Genomic DNA, 14,886 nt, shown 5'->3' with positions numbered 1-14,886 from the left:
CGTGCCTCAACCCAACCTACAAACGGATAAACCACCTCACCGTTGCTGAATCTCCTTCAACGGCTCCGATAACCTCTCCGGAATCCTCGGATAAACCTCCTTGAACAATGCAATAATCTTCGGAATATCCCCTTCAATATCCCCGGACGGATCAAACCGCCCCAAGAAAATCACCTCCTTCTTCCGGTAATCAAACCCCGTCATGATCACCGGCACCCCGGCCTCCAGCGCAATCCGCATAAAGCCCGACTTCCACTGCTTCGCACTGTGCCGCGTCCCCTCCGGCGCAATCCCCATAATCAGCTTGTCCGATTCCCGGAACTTCCGGGCCGACACCCCCACCAGATTCTTCGCATCTTCCCGGTTCACCGGCGCAAACCCCAACCCGCGCAGCAAACCGCCAAACGGCCACACAAACACCGTATGCTTCACCATCATGGTGATATCCAGCCCGATGGCCCAGGTTGCCGCCAACGCAATATAGGCGTCAAAGTTCGAAGTATGGGGCACCACCACCATCACCGCCTTCGGCACATTGGGAAAATCACCCACCACCCGCCAGCCAACCGCCCGCAACATGGCTGCGCCCACCGCCTTCGAGAAAATGTTGCCGCGTTGCGGCACCTGATCACCCAGCTTGAACGTTGCCATGGTTGCGTTATCTCCCAATCAGTTTTCAGCACACTGAATGACGGCGGTGTTGATTCGCATGATGCGCAAGTCACCCAGCGGCGAACCGCTGCCGGTATTGACCGTGTAGGCGACTGCCAGATCACGCGACGGGTCTGCCCACGCACCCGAGCCGCCATAGCCGAAATGCCCGAAGGCATGCGGAGTCTTCGGCCAGGTGGTGAAGATACGGTGATAGCCCATCCGCCAGTGCATTGGCATCGGCACCACCTCGCCGCGCTGACGGCTGTGCACACGGGTCGCTTCCGCCAAACGTTGGGCGGACATCAGGCGCACGCCGTCCAGTTCGCCGCCGTTGGCCAGTGCGGCATAAATACGCGCCAGCGAACGGGCGGTAAACACGCCGTTGGCGCCGGGGATGCAAGCTTGCAGGCTTTCGGCTTCGTCGAGGTAGAAACGGCTCATGCCGCGCGGCAGCAGGGCGTCGGTGGCGGTGCTGTCGTCAAAACCGGACAGGGCCAGTGCGTTGGTGATCAGCTTCTGCCGCCACACCGCTACTTTCGAGGGCTTGCGCGGATTCGGGTTGTGGCGGGCCGCGCCAATGATTTCGGAGCAGCGCGACAGTTCGCTGTCGGGTACGCCGATGTAGCAGCCGTCCAGTTCCAGCGGAATGGCGATTTTTTCAGCCAGCGTCTTGGCCAGCGGTTCGCCGGTGGCTTTTTCAATGACGCCGCCCACAATCCAGCCGTAGGTGAGGGCGTGATAGCCCCAACGCTCACCGGGGGCGTGGTAGGGCTTGGCGTTGGCGATCACGTCCAGCATGTGCGGCCAGTCCAGCATTTCACGCGCGTTTTCAATCATCTGGCGGATGTGGTACAGCCCGGATTCGTGGGTCATGACATGGCGCAGCGTGATGCCATGCTTGCCGTTGGCGGCAAACTCCGGCCACCAATGGGCGATGGGGGTGTCATAGGCCAGCACACTTTCGTCCACCAGCATGTGCGCCAGCGTGCTGAGGATGCCTTTGGTGGTGGAATAGCTGATGCTCATGGTGTCCGCCTGCCACGGCGTTCCGCCCTTGTTGCGCACGCCGCTCCAGATATCAACCACCGGCACACCGCGATGGTAGACGGTCAGCGCTGCGCCGCCGACTTTGGGTGATTTTGGCATCTGTTGCAGGAAGACATCGGCCAGGGGTTCGAAGTTGGATTCGTAGCGGCCGTGGATGGTGTAGGTCATGGGGCTGACTCATTTCGGGCAGACAAGGAAAAAGGGCGCGATGTTGTCATCGCGCCCCCGAGCTTACAGAGCCGTAATGCTCCCCGCCAGATGCGGTTTGCCGGACTTGACGTCGGCGACGGAGAACAACGCGCCCTTGCCGTTGGGGATGGACTGGAAGGCCACCTTGGCGGGCAACAGTACCGGCAGCTTGAACTGCACGTCCACCTTAAAGGCGGCGGGCAGGCGGCCGTCATAGGCGGCCAGGCAGCGGGCCTTGGTCCACATGCCGTGGGCAATGGCGCGAGGGAAGCCGAACAGCTTGGCGGTGAAGTTGTAGAGGTGGATCGGGTTGCGGTCACCGGACACCGCGCCATATTGGCGGCCGATATCGCCGGGAATTTCCCAGATGGCGTTGAAGTCCGGAGTTCCGGCGGACTTTGTTTCCTTGGGCTTGTCTGACTTGGCTTCCGCACCGGTGGATTGACGGCGCAAGTACACGCTTTCGCTGGACCAGACCAGTTCGTTGCCGACATAGGCCTTGCCGATCAGCGCAAACTGCACGCCCTTGTCGTGCGGCTTCAGTTCCCCGAATTCGCAGGTCAGGTTGACCTTTTCGGCGGCATTGACCGGGCGGTGCTGGGTGATGCTGTTGGAAATGTGCACCAAACCGAGCAGGGCGAAAGGAAAGGATTCATCCGCCATCAGCGCCATGTGCAGGGGGAACAGCAGCATGTGCAGGTAAGTGGCGGGCAGCACGTCGCCTTGGCCGAAACCGCAGACGGCGTTGTAGGCGGCCAGGTGCTGGCGGTCGATGCTGACGGCGCTCAGGCTGGCCTTGAGATCCGGCAGGTCGGTGCTTTTCTTGGCCTTGTAACTGTTGATCAATGCCTTGGGGTACAGCGACAGGCTGGAAGGCAGGGATTGGAAGGAGAGGGTGGTCATGATATGAAGGCCCCGAGAAGAGAAGCTCCCTCTCCCCTTGTGGGAGAGGGCCGGGGAGAGGGGTACGGTGGAGGCAGGAATCCTGGCTCACGCCGTAACCGTCACCCCTGAAGTGAGTGAACAATCGGGAGTAGGTGTCTTTGAGAAGGACTGTGTGCAGACCACCGCAGCACCCCTCTCCCTAACCCTCTCCCACAAGGGGAGAGGGAACTTGCATCAAGCCCCGATCAGGCTCTGACCGCACACCCGCACCACATTGCCGCTCAAACCGGCGGAGGCGGGGTTGGCGTACCAGGCAATGGCTTCGGCCACATCAACCGGCAGGCCGCCTTGTGACATCGAGTTCATTCGGCGGCCGGCTTCACGGATGGCGAAGGGGATGGCGGCGGTCATGGCGGTTTCAATGAAGCCCGGAGCCACGGCGTTGATGGTGACACCCTTTTCCTTCAGCACGGGCACCATGGATTGCACCATGCCGATGACACCGGCCTTAGACACTGCGTAGTTGGTCTGACCCATGTTACCGGCGATGCCGCTGATGGACGACACGCAGATGACGCGGCCGTTGGCATTGAGCACGTTGTTGGCCAGCAGCGCGTCGTTGATGCGCTCTTCGCTGGACAGGTTGATGTTCAGCACCAGGCCCCATTGTTGCGGGGTCATGTTGGCCAGGGTCTTGTCGCGGGTAACACCGGCGTTGTGGACGATGATGTCCAGGCCCTTGCCCTTGAAGTGATCGACAATCTTCTGCGGAGCTTCGGCAGAGGTGATGTCCAGACCCAGCACGGAACCGCCGATACGGGCGGCGACACGTTGCAGGTCTGCTTCCTGTGCGGGAATGTCCAGACACACCACGTGCGCGCCGTCACGGGCCAGCACGTCGGCAATGGCCTCACCAATGCCACGGCTGGCGCCGGTCACCAAGGCGGTCTTTCCGGCCAGCGGCTTGGTCCAGTCGATATTGAGCTGGATATCGCTGGGGGAAACGCGAACCACCTGGGCGGACACATAGGCGGACTTGGCGCTCAGGAAGAAGCGGACCGAGGATTCAATCTGGTTTTCAGCACCCGGAGCCACATAGACCACTTGCGAGGTCATGCCTTTCTTGAATTCCTTGCCGATGGCGCGGGTCAGGCCTTCCAGGGCACGCTGGGCGGTGGCGTGCTTGGTGCAGCTGCACAGCTCGGGGGTGCGGCCGATCACCAGTACGCGCCCGCTGTTCAGCAACTGGCGGGCAATCGGGTTGAAGAAATTGTACAGCTCGACCAGTTGTTCGCTGTTCATGATGCCGGTGGCGTCGAACACGAATGCCTTGAACTTCTGGCCCTTGTCTTCGCGGTTGTACATGCGAAGGTTCAGACCGGCATCGGCGGCGGCGCGGTGCACGTGATCTTGGGCGCCGGCATAGGCCTCAGCGTGGATGTTCTTCAGCACCAGCGACAACGGAGCAACCAATTCGCTGCCAGGAGCGGCGCCCAGCAGCACCGGGCCGTTGACCAGCGGCTTGGAGGCATCGAAACGGTCCAGGGACAACGGAGCGGGCAGGCCCAGATTACGGATCAGCATACGGCCGAGGGCGGAATTCGCAAATACTTGATAACGGTCACTCATGACGTTCCCCTGGTAGTGGACAATAAAACAGTGAAGACCCCGGCGGGAGGGGCTTTTGCGGCGCGAGACTAGACCAAAACACGGCTTTTGGCGAGAGTATGCGGTCAAGCCACCCCTCAAAATTTACACCGTTGGTCAGCTTTCGCCACTTTGACGGGTGAAGACTAGCAAAACCCTCTCGTGACTGCATTTGCCTTGTGGCAGACTACGCGCCGCGCCTCAGCCAATGCCGGTTTGTATCGGCATTGTTAAGCTGACATGGTAGAAAAATCCCGGAGGATGTTATGACTGTTCGTCGTGTCGCAATTATTGGTGGTAACCGCATTCCCTTTGCCCGTTCCAACGGTGCTTACGTCAACGTGTCCAACCAGGACATGCTGGTCGCCGCCCTGAACGGCCTCATTGAGCGTTTCAACCTGCAAGGCAAGCGCATGGGTGAAGTGGTTGCCGGCGCCGTGCTCAAGCACAGCCGCGACTTCAACCTGACCCGGGAAGCCGTGCTCAGCACCCAGCTGGCCCCGGAAACCTCGGCTTATGACATCCAGCAAGCCTGCGGCACCGGCCTGGAAGCCGCCATTCTTGTCGCCAACAAGATCGCTCTCGGCCAGATCGAGTGCGGTATCGCCGGTGGCGTTGACACCACCTCTGACGCACCGCTGGGCGTCAATGACAAGCTGCGCAAGATCCTGCTGGAGCTCAACCGCGCCAAGACCACGCAAGAGCGCCTTAAGATCGCCCTGAAGATTCGTCCCAAGCACCTGATGCCGGAACAGCCGCGCAACGGCGAGCCGCGCACCGGCCTGTCCATGGGCGACCACTGCGCCGTCACCGCCAAGGAATGGAATATTTCCCGCGAAGATCAGGATCTGCTGGCGTATAACAGCCACAAGAACATGGCCGCCGCTTACGAGCGCGGTTTCTTCAACGATCTGGTGACCCCGTACCAGGGCCTCAGCCGCGACAACAACATGCGCGCCGAGCTCTCGCTGGAAAAGCTGGCCACCCTGAAGCCCTGCTTCGGCAAGGGTGAAGGCGCCACCATGACGCCCGCCAACTCCACACCGCTCACCGACGGCGCGTCCGTGGTGTTGCTGGCTTCGGAAGAATGGGCTGCAGCCAACAACCTGCCGGTGCTGGCATTCCTGACCTTCAGCGAAGTCGCCGCCATTGACTTCGTGCACAAGAAGGAAGGCCTGCTGATGGCTCCGGCCTATGCCGTGCCGCGCATGCTGGACCGCGCCGGCATCAAGCTGCAGGACTTCGATTTCTATGAAATCCATGAAGCCTTTGCCGCACAAGTGCTGTCTACCTTGAAGGCCTGGGAAGATCCGGCGTTCTGCAAGGAGCGTCTGGGCCTGAAGAAGCCGCTGGGCAAGATCGACCGCAGCAAGCTGAACGTCAACGGCTCCTCGCTGGCGGCCGGCCATCCGTTCGCAGCCACCGGTGGCCGCATCATCGCCACGCTGGCAAAGATGCTGAACGAGAAGGGCAGCGGTCGCGGCCTGATCTCCATCTGCGCCGCCGGTGGTCAGGGTGTGGTGGCCATCATCGAGAAACCGGCTGCCTGAGCGGTTTCAAGATGAAAAAAAGCGACCTTCGGGTCGCTTTTTTTATGGTTATTGCTTCAGCGGGTGGTCGAGTTCCGGGTTCAAAATGTCCAGTCGGTCAGGCGGATGCCTTTCTCGTCAGCCACGGCAATCACGGCCTTGCCTTCGTCTTCACGCCAGTCGCCCAGCACTAGCCGTTGCCCGGTCTTGTCACCCAGATTCAACTCATGCACCTGCGGACGATGGGTGTGGCCGTGCACCATCAGCGTCACGTTCTTGGCGATCATGGTGTCAATCACGGCTTGCGGCGTCACATCCATGATGTTTTCCGGCTTGTTGCTGTTGGCCATGCGGCTTTGGGCGCGCCAGGCTTCGGCAATCTGCACCCGTTCGGCCAAGGGTTTGGCCAGCATGCCTTGCTGCCACAGCGGGTGACGGCTCTGGGCGCGGAAGGCCTGGTATTTTTCATCCAGCGTGCACAAAGCATCGCCATGCTCCACCAGCACCTGATAGCCGTAGCACTGGATGACCTGGGACTCAGGCAGCATGAAGCCCCGGCAGGATTTCACAAATTCGTCGCCCAGCAGGAAATCGCGGTTTCCGTGCAGGAAATATACCGCCGTTCCGCGTGCACCCAGCCGGGCGAAAGCATCGATGACGGAGCGGTTATAGTCGTTCAGGTTGTCGTCCCCGACCCAGGCCTCGAACAAGTCGCCCAGCACATACAGCGCTTCGGCGTTACCTTCCAGATTATCGACCAAAGCCAAAAAGCCCGCCGTAACTCGCGGCAGGTCGGGTGAAAGGTGCAGGTCGGAAATGAAATAGGTCGGCTTCATGCGGCAACAACATCTGATAAAAATGGGGGAGGGTTTCCGGGCCGCCGGTCGGCCCGGAATTATTGGCTTATTCGCCGATAACTTCAGCGGTTTCGATGATCACGGGCTTGACCGGAACATCACTGTGGTAGCCGGAGCGACCGGTTTGCACGGCCTTGATCTTGGCAACCGTGTCCATGCCTTCGGCAACCTTGCCGAAAACGGCATAGCCCCAGCCTTGGGTGGTCTTGGCGGTGTAGTTCAGGAAGTCGTTCTTCTTGATGTTGATGAAAAACTGAGCGGAAGCAGAGTGCGGGTCCTGGGTGCGGGCCATGGCAATGGTGCCTTCGTCGTTCTTCAGGCCGTTGTCGGCTTCGTTCTCGATCGTGGCCTGGGTCGGCTTCTGGTTCATGTTGGCGTCAAAACCGCCGCCCTGGATCATGAAGCTGTCAATCACGCGATGGAAAATGGTGCCGTTGTAATGGCCGCTGCGAACATAGGACACAAAATTGGCAACCGTCTTGGGGGCTTTCTCGGCGTTGAGATCGAGCACAATACGGCCGTAGTTGGTGTTCAGGGCAACTTGCATGGGCATCATCCTGTAATCAAAGGTAAAAGGCTTGTGACCGTCCGGCGTGCGCGCTAGACTGGCCGTTTTTTCCGGCCTCTAATCATAAAGGCAGATTCCACGCTTGTCATGCGAGTTCCCGTTTACCATGGAAGCTAAAGATTTTATCCGCACCCAGGTTGTTGAAGACCTGGCCTCCGGCAAACACTCCCGTATCATCACCCGTTTTCCGCCGGAGCCCAACGGCTACCTGCATATTGGTCACGCCAAGTCGATCTGCCTGAATTTCGGCGTGGCGGCCGAGGCGGGCGGCGAGTGCAACCTCCGTTTCGACGACACCAATCCCGAAAAGGAAGAACAGGAATACATCGACGCCATCAAGCGCGATGTGCACTGGCTGGGCTTTGACTGGGCGGGCGATACACGGTACGCCTCCAATTATTTCGACGCACTTTACGACTATGCCGTGCAACTGATCCGCATGGGCAAGGCGTATGTGGACTCCCAAAGCGCCGAGGCCATCAGCCAGGGCCGCAGTACCCTGAACGGGGCTGGACTGGAATCGCCGTTCCGTAACCGCACGGTTGAGGAAAACCTGAGCCTGTTCGAAAAGATGCGCGCCGGTGACTTCAACGAAGGTGAATGCGTGCTGCGCGCCAAGGTGGACATGGCGTCGCCCAACATCAACCTGCGCGATCCGGTCATTTACCGCATCAAGAAGGTGGAGCATCACCAGACCGGCAACAAGTGGGTCATCTACCCGATGTATGACTACACCCACCCCATCTCCGATGCCCTGGAATACATTACGCATTCGCTTTGCACGCTGGAGTTCGAGGATCACCGCCCGTTCTATGACTGGCTGCTCGACACGCTGGCCACGCCCGCGCATCCGCAACAGATCGAATTCTCGCGTCTGAACCTGAATTACACCGTGACCAGCAAGCGCAAGCTGAAAAAGCTGGTGGACGAAGGTCATGTCCATGGTTGGGACGACCCGCGGATGCCGACCATTGCCGGTCTGCGCCGTCGCGGTTACACCCCCGAGTCACTGCGGGATTTCTGTGACCGCATCGGCATCACCAAGAGTGAAGGCGTGGTCGATGTCGGCATGCTGGAATTCTGCATCCGCAACCATCTGGAAAACACCGCGCCGCGCGCCATGGCCGTGCTCAATCCCTTGAAGGTGGTGGTCACGAACATCGACGAGGTGTTGATGCTGCGGTCAGCCTGCCACCCCAACCTGCCGGAACTGGGCGAGCGTGAAATCCCCTTCACCCGCGAGATCGTTATTGACGCTGCCGACTTCAGCGATAACCCGCCGAAGGGCTTCAAGCGGCTGGTGCCGGGTGGGGAAGTTCGCCTGCGCCACAGCTACGTCATCCGCTGCGATGAAGTGATCCGCAATGAGTCCGGAGACGTGGTGGAACTGCGCTGCTCGGCCGATCTCGATACCCTGGGTAAGAATCCCGAAGGCCGCAAGGTCAAGGGCGTTATTCACTGGGTGTCCGCTTCCGCCGGTGTGCCGGCCGAAGTGCGCCTGTATGACCGCTTGTTCACCCAGCCGGATCCGGAAGCGGGTGATGACGGCTTCCTGGGCTGCATCAATTCGGAGGCATTCAAGGTGGTGCAGGCGATGGTGGAGCCTTCGTTGGCCAATGCCGCTGCGGAAGACCGGTTCCAGTTTGAGCGCGAGGGGTATTTCGTGGCGGATCTGGTGGACACCAAGCCCGGCAAGCCGGTATTCAACCGTACCGTGGGGCTGCGGGATTCCTGGGGCGGGGCCTGATTCAAGCCGGGGGCGGTCGGGTCAGGCCGCTCCCGGACGTTTCGATTCAGATATCCGGATTTTCAAACGGCTCCAGCGAGGCGTGTTCCTCTTCCTTGAGTGAAATATCGCGGGAGAGGCGGGCGCGGTCGCTGGGGTTGATGTTGATGAAGTACAGGCCGGTCCGGAAACCTTCCAGATCTTCGTCTTCGCAGTACACCACGCGCGCAGTAGCGGCAATGTGATAGTGATGTTCCAGATGGCTGATGGCCAGATGCAGGTGTGTGCCCGGAGTCAGTGCTTCCGTTGCGTGAAAGGACAGACCACTTTCACTCAGGTTGACGCGTTGCGGAATGGGGGAGAGCAACTTGGCCAGTCCGTCATAAATGGCGCCGGTCAGCAATTCGATTTTCAGGTTCATCGCCTGGAACAAGCCGCTGAGCCGGGGGTTTTCCCGATCCACCATGTTCATCTGACTGCGTTGCACACTGTCAATCTGTTCCATTTCAGCGAACAGCGTAAAATAGCGGGGCAAGGAAAAACAGGTATCGTAAGGATCCTTTAACGATTCTGCACTACTGATGGGTTGGTAATGCAGGGATAGTGTCGAGTCGACGCGTGAAAGAAGTCTTCTTTCAAAAGGATTATCCGAATTTGTCATTCTTGTCATGATTTCCAACCCTTGTGGCCTATGCCGCCTAGTTAAGATTATGGTCCAAATCCCGCCATGTTCAAGCCCGTTTCCCTGCTGATCGGCCTGCGCTATACCCGCGCCAAACGCCGTAACCACTTTATTTCCTTCATTTCCCTGACGTCAATTCTTGGCCTGACGCTCGGGGTGGCTGTGCTGATCACTGTTTTGTCCGTAATGAACGGTTTTGACCGGGAATTGAAAAACCGGATTTTGGGCATGATACCCCATGCCACCCTGTCTTCCCGTGAACCGATTCCGGATTGGCAGAACTTAGCAGAGTTTGCCAAAAGAAATCCACAGGTTTTGGCGGTTGCGCCGGTCACCCAACTGCAGGGCATGTTGACGGCCAACGGCCAGGTGACCGGCGCCATGATCAGCGGGATTGAACCGGCCTATGAAAAGCAGGTGTCGATCATTTCCCGTCATATTCAGCAGGGGCGGTTTGAGGCTCTGGTGGCGGATGGCTACGGTATCGTTCTTGGCGCGGCACTCGCTTCCAGTTTGGGGGTGAATACCGGCGACAAGGTGACGCTGGTGCTGCCCGAGGCGGCTGTCACTCCGGCAGGCGTCATTCCCCGCTTCAAACGCATGACGGTTGTCGGTATTTTCCAGGTTGGTGCCGATGTTGACGGTTTGCTGGCCTATGTGCATATCGCGGATGCAGGCAAACTATTGCGCATCGGCAACAGTGTGCAAGGTGTCCGTTTGAAGCTGAAGGATCTGTTTGACGCGCAGGCGGTCAGCCACGAACTACTTTACCAGCTCCCGGAGCGTTATTACGCCACTGACTGGACCCAGACCCATGGCAACCTGTTCAGCGCCATCCAGATGGAGAAAGCCATGATGGGCTTGCTGCTGATGTTGATTGTGGCGGTAGCGGCTTTCAATATTGTTTCCAGCTTAGTCATGGTGGTGACCGACAAGAAAGCGGATATTGCGATTCTTCGCACCTTGGGCGCCAGCCCGCAAACTATTACCCGGATTTTCATGGTGCAAGGCGCCGTCATCGGCCTGGCCGGAACCGTGGCGGGTGTGTTGCTGGGGATTGTCTTGTCCCTGAACATTACCGATGTCATTACCTGGTTTGAGAAAGTTTCCGGACAATCGTTGTTTGACGCTTATTTCGTGAATTACCTGCCGTCCGAGCTGAGCTGGCGCGATGTCACCTGGGTCAGCCTGCTGACCGGGCTGATCAGTTTCCTGGCCACCATTTACCCCGCCCGCAAGGCGGCGAAAGTCCAACCCGCCGAGGCGCTGCGTTATGAGTAATCCTGTTTTGCAGGCCCAGGGCCTGAGCAAGCGTTTTGAGGATGGCGCACGCACGGTCGAGGTGTTGCATGACGTCAACCTTGAGGTATTCCGGGGTGAATTTGTGGCTATTGTAGGCAGCTCCGGCTCCGGCAAGAGCACTCTGCTGCATTTGTTGGGGGGGCTGGATTTGCCTACGGCCGGGAAAGTTCAGATTCTGGGACAACCCTTGAGTGATATGGATGAAATCCGCCGGGGGGACTTGCGGAACCGGCACTTGGGTTTCGTTTACCAGTTTCACCATTTGTTGCCGGAATTCACGGCTCTGGAAAATGTCTGCATGCCGTTGTTGTTACGCAAGGACAGCCGTATTCCGGATGCCCGCAAGGCGGCGGTCAGTTTGCTGGAAAGGGTGGGGTTGGGTCCAAGACTGGATCACAAACCATCCGAACTGTCCGGAGGGGAGCGTCAGCGTGTGGCGCTGGCCCGAGCCCTGGTTTCCCGCCCGGATCTGGTGCTGGCCGACGAGCCGACCGGCAATCTGGATGCTGAAACCTCCCAGGAAATTCAGGCTTTGCTTGCAGAGTTGCGTACCGAACTGGGTATGAGTCTGGTGGTGGTGACACATGATCAGCGGCTGGCTGATACCGCTGACCGGGTGCTGACGATGCGCAGCGGCAGGCTCGTCTGAGCTGCCGCTAATGACGAACTAGGGTTTCGGGTCTGTTCCGGAATCGTGAGTGTTCCCGGCTTGGCTTTGACGTTTGCTGCGCAGCAGCCAGGCGCGGGTGACATGATGCCGCCAGTACCAGTTCATGCCCAGATAGCCGACGCCGCCAGCAAGAAAGCCGCTTACCAGCATGCCCAGCAGAAACGGCTCAATATGTTCAGCCATGTTAAGGCGGTTGGCGGCCGCTTCCGGGGTTGAGTCGAACAGGTTGCCCAAATGCACGATCAGCTTGCTGATCTCGGCCATATTGAGCAGGGGTTTTTGCAGAATAAGCGCGCCAATATCGTAACCGACGAAAATGACTGGCAGCATTGTCAGCGGGTTTGAAATCCAGCACAGGACAATGGCCAGCGGCAGGTTGACCCGGAACACCAGCGCGGCTATGGCGGCCGGCAAGGTCTGGAAAGGCATGGGAAGGAAAGCGCACCACAAGCCCCAGAACATGGCGCCAGATGCCGAACGACGGTTGAGATGCCATAGGTTCGGATCTTCCAGCCGGTGTCGGAGGAAGCCCAGGCCGGGCGTTTTGGCAATCTTCTCCGGGTTCGGGAGGTATCGGCGAATGATGTGCTTGGGCATCCCGCTTTCCAGGTCAAAGGGCGCGACATTCTTTCCTATTTGAATGGCTTCTGCAATCCGGAACAAGACTGTCCGACAAGATAAGCACAAGAAAGCGACAAAATGCGGTTCAGCCCGGTCGCAAATCAGGATTTCCTGATAGAAGGTTTCAGCCAGAGGTAGGAGCTGAGTGCTTGTTTGACTGGAAATATCCCTTTAACCTCGCACCTCCCAAGACCTTGACCACACGGATGTGCGCATGTCAAACGCGGTTTGGCCGGCTTTTGCCGCCGGTGTTTCCATTTTGCTGCTTCTACCCTCACTTCCTGACCCGCTTTGGCCCGCTCTGGCTGGTGTGGCGCTACTGCTGACAGGAATCAAGATGCCGGTTTTGCGCTGGCCGGGATGGCTGCTGTTGGGGCTGGCCTGGGGTGTCTGGCAAGCCGGACTGTATTTGCAGGACTGGATACCCAAGGCGGATGAAGGCCGCGAGATGCCGGTTGAAGTCCGCATTGAAGGCTTACCTGCTCCCGCCGAGCACGGGCGCATCCATATCCGGGTACAGCCGCTGCAGAACCTCTCAACCGGTCATTATTATCCCCGACACCGTTATTGGGACTTGAACGGTGCGCCCGCCGGATATCGTCCGGGTGAAGTCTGGCGGCTCAACGTCAATTTGAAGCGACCGTACGGGCCCGCTTCACCCCATGCTTTTGATCTGGAAGAGTGGTGGATGTCCGAAGGTGTCACGGCTACAGGTGCAATTCGCCGTGCCGAGAGACTGCAAGGCGCCGATTGGTCGTTTGATGGATGGCGTCTGGATATTCGCCGTCAGTTCGAACCCCTGATCGCAGACAAGCCGGAGGCTGCCGTGACCCTGGCCTTGCTGACCGGGGATCGGGCGCAGGTTTCAGACAGCATCAGTCACTTGTATCAGGATTCGGGCATTATTCATTTGATGGCCATTTCCGGGCCGCACGTCATTCTGTTTGCGTCTGCCGTGGTTTGGCTGGTCCGGCAAGCCTCGGGATTGCGGCCGGCCTGGTACAGACGCATCCCGTTTTACCGCCTGCAGTGGCCGTTAATGTTGCTGGCGTCGTTGTTGTATGGCGCACTGGCCGGGTGGTCCTTACCCACCCAGCGTACCCTGGTGATGCTGGCGGTCTGTACCCTGGCGGCCTTGGCCGCCAGGGTGAACGACCCTTGGGGCGTGTTATGGCGGGCCCTGGCATTGGTATTGTTCTGGCAACCACTGAGCGTGCATGCCGCCGGATTCTGGTTGTCGTTCGGAGCCGTGGCTCTGATCATGCTGTGGAGCGCCAGGGCCCGGCATCAGCCGGTTTTGTTGCAGGCGGCAGGATTGCAGTTGTACCTTTTTCTGGCGCTGATGCCGCTCAGTCTGTTGTTCTTCGGGCAAATCAGCCTGGTTTCACCCTTGGCCAATGCCGTGGCGGTGCCGCTGATCGGCTTTGTGGTGGTGCCGCTGGCCATGACCGGGTTGCTGGCCGGGCAACTGTGGGAACATGCCGGAATGGCTTGCTGGTATTGGGCCGGGTGCCTGCTGGAGTGGCTGGGTCGCTTCCTGGAGTGGCTGATCTCTTGGGGGGATTCGGTCCTGATGTGGCAACCGGCCCCCGTGTCACTGTGTTTCCTGTCGCTGGCCCTGGTGGTGCTGATGGCGCCGTCGCGCTTTGCCCCGCGTGAACTGGGATTGGTGCTGTTGCTGCCGGTATTTTTTTTACGAACCAGTCTGGAAGCCGGCGCTGTACGGATGTCGGTGCTGGATGTGGGGCAGGGACTTAGCGTCGTCTTGCAGACCCGGCATCACAACCTGCTTTATGATACGGGTGCTTCGCCCATGACCGGTGAGCGTGTGGTGCTGCCTTTTCTGTACGGGGCGGGAATCCGCAAGATCGAGCGTCTGGTGCTGAGCCATAATGATCTGGATCATACCGGTGGCGCGCAGCCGGTGTTGCAGCGCCTCCCGGTCGACCAACTGCTATACAGCTCCTTGCCGGAGAATTATCAGCCTTCAGCCGGAACCCGTCAGCAGTTTTGCCGGGCCGGTCAACGCTGGCAGTGGGACGGTGTGGATTTTACGTTTTTGTCACCGGTTCCTGGCATGGCGCCGATGACGGACAACAACCGCTCATGTGTGTTACGGGTATCCGGCCGGGGATTCAGCATTTTGCTGACCGGCGACATCGAGAAACAGGCTGAGCAAATGCTGGCGGAGTCAGGGGCGGAACTGGCTTCTGAAGTGCTGGTTTTACCTCACCATGGCAGTAAAACCTCCAGCACGCCGGCTTTTCTGGAGCGGGTGCACCCGGAGTTGGGCATAGTTTCCGCCGGCTATCGCAACCGTTTCGGACATCCCCATCCGAAGGTGGTGCAGCGTTACCAGACAGCCGGAATTGCACTGGACAGTACGGTCGCTGGCGGCACACTGACATATCAATGGAGCGGTACGGGGGAATTAACACGGGAACAGTGGCGTGGCCTTGGACATTACTGGCACAATTCACCGTGAATGAGTAAAGTAATCACCATTTTT

Annotated in this window: 12 protein-coding genes and 1 pseudogene; 5 read left to right on the top strand and 8 right to left on the bottom strand. The window is 59.1% G+C overall.

Translation table 11 applies throughout. The annotated features are described in order from the left end of the window. Positions 1–36 precede the first annotated feature (36 nt). The 4 genes from Q7T36_RS02205 to Q7T36_RS02190 form a co-directional block, all read right to left on the bottom strand. Positions 37–651, bottom strand: a complete 615-nt coding sequence (locus Q7T36_RS02205; RefSeq protein ID WP_304843509.1) for a 1-acyl-sn-glycerol-3-phosphate acyltransferase — start codon at positions 649–651, stop codon at positions 37–39. Positions 652–669: 18 nt separating this feature from the next. Beyond that, positions 670–1,869, bottom strand: coding sequence for a serine hydrolase (locus Q7T36_RS02200; RefSeq protein ID WP_304843507.1), 1,200 nt, complete (start codon positions 1,867–1,869; stop codon positions 670–672). 63 nt (positions 1,870–1,932) lie between these two features. Beyond that, positions 1,933–2,793, bottom strand: a complete 861-nt coding sequence (locus Q7T36_RS02195; protein WP_304843505.1) for a MaoC/PaaZ C-terminal domain-containing protein — start codon at positions 2,791–2,793, stop codon at positions 1,933–1,935. 216 nt (positions 2,794–3,009) lie between these two features. Continuing rightward, positions 3,010–4,404, bottom strand: a complete 1,395-nt coding sequence (locus Q7T36_RS02190) for a 3-oxoacyl-ACP reductase (protein WP_304843503.1) — start codon at positions 4,402–4,404, stop codon at positions 3,010–3,012. A 287-nt stretch (positions 4,405–4,691) separates the two neighbouring features. Between Q7T36_RS02190 and Q7T36_RS02185 the strand changes: the two are divergent. Beyond that, positions 4,692–5,972, top strand: a pseudogene (locus Q7T36_RS02185) (acetyl-CoA C-acetyltransferase); the annotation flags it as partial. A gap of 80 nt (positions 5,973–6,052) precedes the next feature. On the opposite strand, the gene Q7T36_RS02180 reads toward Q7T36_RS02185, so the two are convergent. Both Q7T36_RS02180 and Q7T36_RS02175 read right to left on the bottom strand, forming a co-directional pair. Beyond that, positions 6,053–6,787: a UDP-2,3-diacylglucosamine diphosphatase gene (locus Q7T36_RS02180; RefSeq protein ID WP_304843501.1), complete on the bottom strand. Its 735-nt coding sequence runs from the start codon at positions 6,785–6,787 to the stop codon at positions 6,053–6,055. Between the two features lie 67 nt (positions 6,788–6,854). Further along, positions 6,855–7,364, bottom strand: a complete 510-nt coding sequence (locus Q7T36_RS02175; protein WP_304843499.1) for a peptidylprolyl isomerase — start codon at positions 7,362–7,364, stop codon at positions 6,855–6,857. Between the two features lie 118 nt (positions 7,365–7,482). Between Q7T36_RS02175 and Q7T36_RS02170 the strand changes: the two genes are divergently transcribed. Further along, positions 7,483–9,123, top strand: coding sequence for a glutamine--tRNA ligase/YqeY domain fusion protein (locus tag Q7T36_RS02170; protein ID WP_304843497.1), 1,641 nt, complete (start codon positions 7,483–7,485; stop codon positions 9,121–9,123). A 46-nt stretch (positions 9,124–9,169) separates the two neighbouring features. On the opposite strand, the gene Q7T36_RS02165 is transcribed toward Q7T36_RS02170, so the two are convergent. Continuing rightward, positions 9,170–9,637 (bottom strand): PilZ domain-containing protein, encoded by a 468-nt coding sequence (locus Q7T36_RS02165; RefSeq protein ID WP_304843494.1) that lies wholly within the window; start codon positions 9,635–9,637, stop codon positions 9,170–9,172. Between the two features lie 192 nt (positions 9,638–9,829). Here Q7T36_RS02165 and Q7T36_RS02160 point away from each other — a divergent pair, with 192 nt between their 5' ends. Both Q7T36_RS02160 and lolD read left to right on the top strand, forming a co-directional pair. Then, the gene (locus Q7T36_RS02160; protein ID WP_304843492.1) at positions 9,830–11,065 is read left to right on the top strand and encodes a lipoprotein-releasing ABC transporter permease subunit; all 1,236 of its coding nucleotides are present in this window, start codon (positions 9,830–9,832) and stop codon (positions 11,063–11,065) included. Continuing rightward, a complete protein-coding gene (gene lolD, locus Q7T36_RS02155; protein ID WP_304843490.1) occupies positions 11,058–11,735 on the top strand; it encodes a lipoprotein-releasing ABC transporter ATP-binding protein LolD in 678 nt (225 codons plus the stop codon). The genes Q7T36_RS02160 and lolD overlap by 8 nt, the downstream gene beginning before the upstream one ends. Positions 11,736–11,753: 18 nt before the next feature. On the opposite strand, the gene Q7T36_RS02150 is transcribed toward lolD, so the two are convergent. Then, positions 11,754–12,353: a DUF2062 domain-containing protein gene (locus Q7T36_RS02150; protein ID WP_304843488.1), complete on the bottom strand. Its 600-nt coding sequence runs from the start codon at positions 12,351–12,353 to the stop codon at positions 11,754–11,756. Positions 12,354–12,591: 238 nt separating this feature from the next. Here Q7T36_RS02150 and Q7T36_RS02145 point away from each other — a divergent pair, with 238 nt between their 5' ends. After that, positions 12,592–14,862: a DNA internalization-related competence protein ComEC/Rec2 gene (locus Q7T36_RS02145; protein ID WP_304843486.1), complete on the top strand. Its 2,271-nt coding sequence runs from the start codon at positions 12,592–12,594 to the stop codon at positions 14,860–14,862. Positions 14,863–14,886 lie beyond the last annotated feature (24 nt).

This window comes from Fluviicoccus sp. (assembly GCF_030646115.1).
GTDB lineage: Bacteria > Pseudomonadota > Gammaproteobacteria > Pseudomonadales > Moraxellaceae > Fluviicoccus.
Note: the sequence above shows the minus strand (reverse complement) of the source record. Positions and strands in the feature narration are given on the sequence as shown.

Excerpts from the sequence above, each read along its gene's own strand:
- Q7T36_RS02145 (WP_304843486.1), top strand. The coding sequence starts at position 12,592 with ATGTCAAACGCGGTTTGGCCGGCTTTTGCCGCCGGTGTTTCCATTTTG.
- Q7T36_RS02190 (WP_304843503.1), bottom strand. The coding sequence starts at position 4,404 with ATGAGTGACCGTTATCAAGTATTTGCGAATTCCGCCCTCGGCCGTATG.
- Q7T36_RS02150 (WP_304843488.1), bottom strand. The coding sequence starts at position 12,353 with ATGCCCAAGCACATCATTCGCCGATACCTCCCGAACCCGGAGAAGATT.
- lolD (WP_304843490.1), top strand. The coding sequence starts at position 11,058 with ATGAGTAATCCTGTTTTGCAGGCCCAGGGCCTGAGCAAGCGTTTTGAG.
- Q7T36_RS02175 (WP_304843499.1), bottom strand. The coding sequence starts at position 7,364 with ATGATGCCCATGCAAGTTGCCCTGAACACCAACTACGGCCGTATTGTG.
- Q7T36_RS02160 (WP_304843492.1), top strand. The coding sequence starts at position 9,830 with ATGTTCAAGCCCGTTTCCCTGCTGATCGGCCTGCGCTATACCCGCGCC.
- Q7T36_RS02195 (WP_304843505.1), bottom strand. The coding sequence starts at position 2,793 with ATGACCACCCTCTCCTTCCAATCCCTGCCTTCCAGCCTGTCGCTGTAC.
- Q7T36_RS02180 (WP_304843501.1), bottom strand. The coding sequence starts at position 6,787 with ATGAAGCCGACCTATTTCATTTCCGACCTGCACCTTTCACCCGACCTG.
- Q7T36_RS02205 (WP_304843509.1), bottom strand. The coding sequence starts at position 651 with ATGGCAACGTTCAAGCTGGGTGATCAGGTGCCGCAACGCGGCAACATT.
- Q7T36_RS02200 (WP_304843507.1), bottom strand. The coding sequence starts at position 1,869 with ATGACCTACACCATCCACGGCCGCTACGAATCCAACTTCGAACCCCTG.
- Q7T36_RS02170 (WP_304843497.1), top strand. The coding sequence starts at position 7,483 with ATGGAAGCTAAAGATTTTATCCGCACCCAGGTTGTTGAAGACCTGGCC.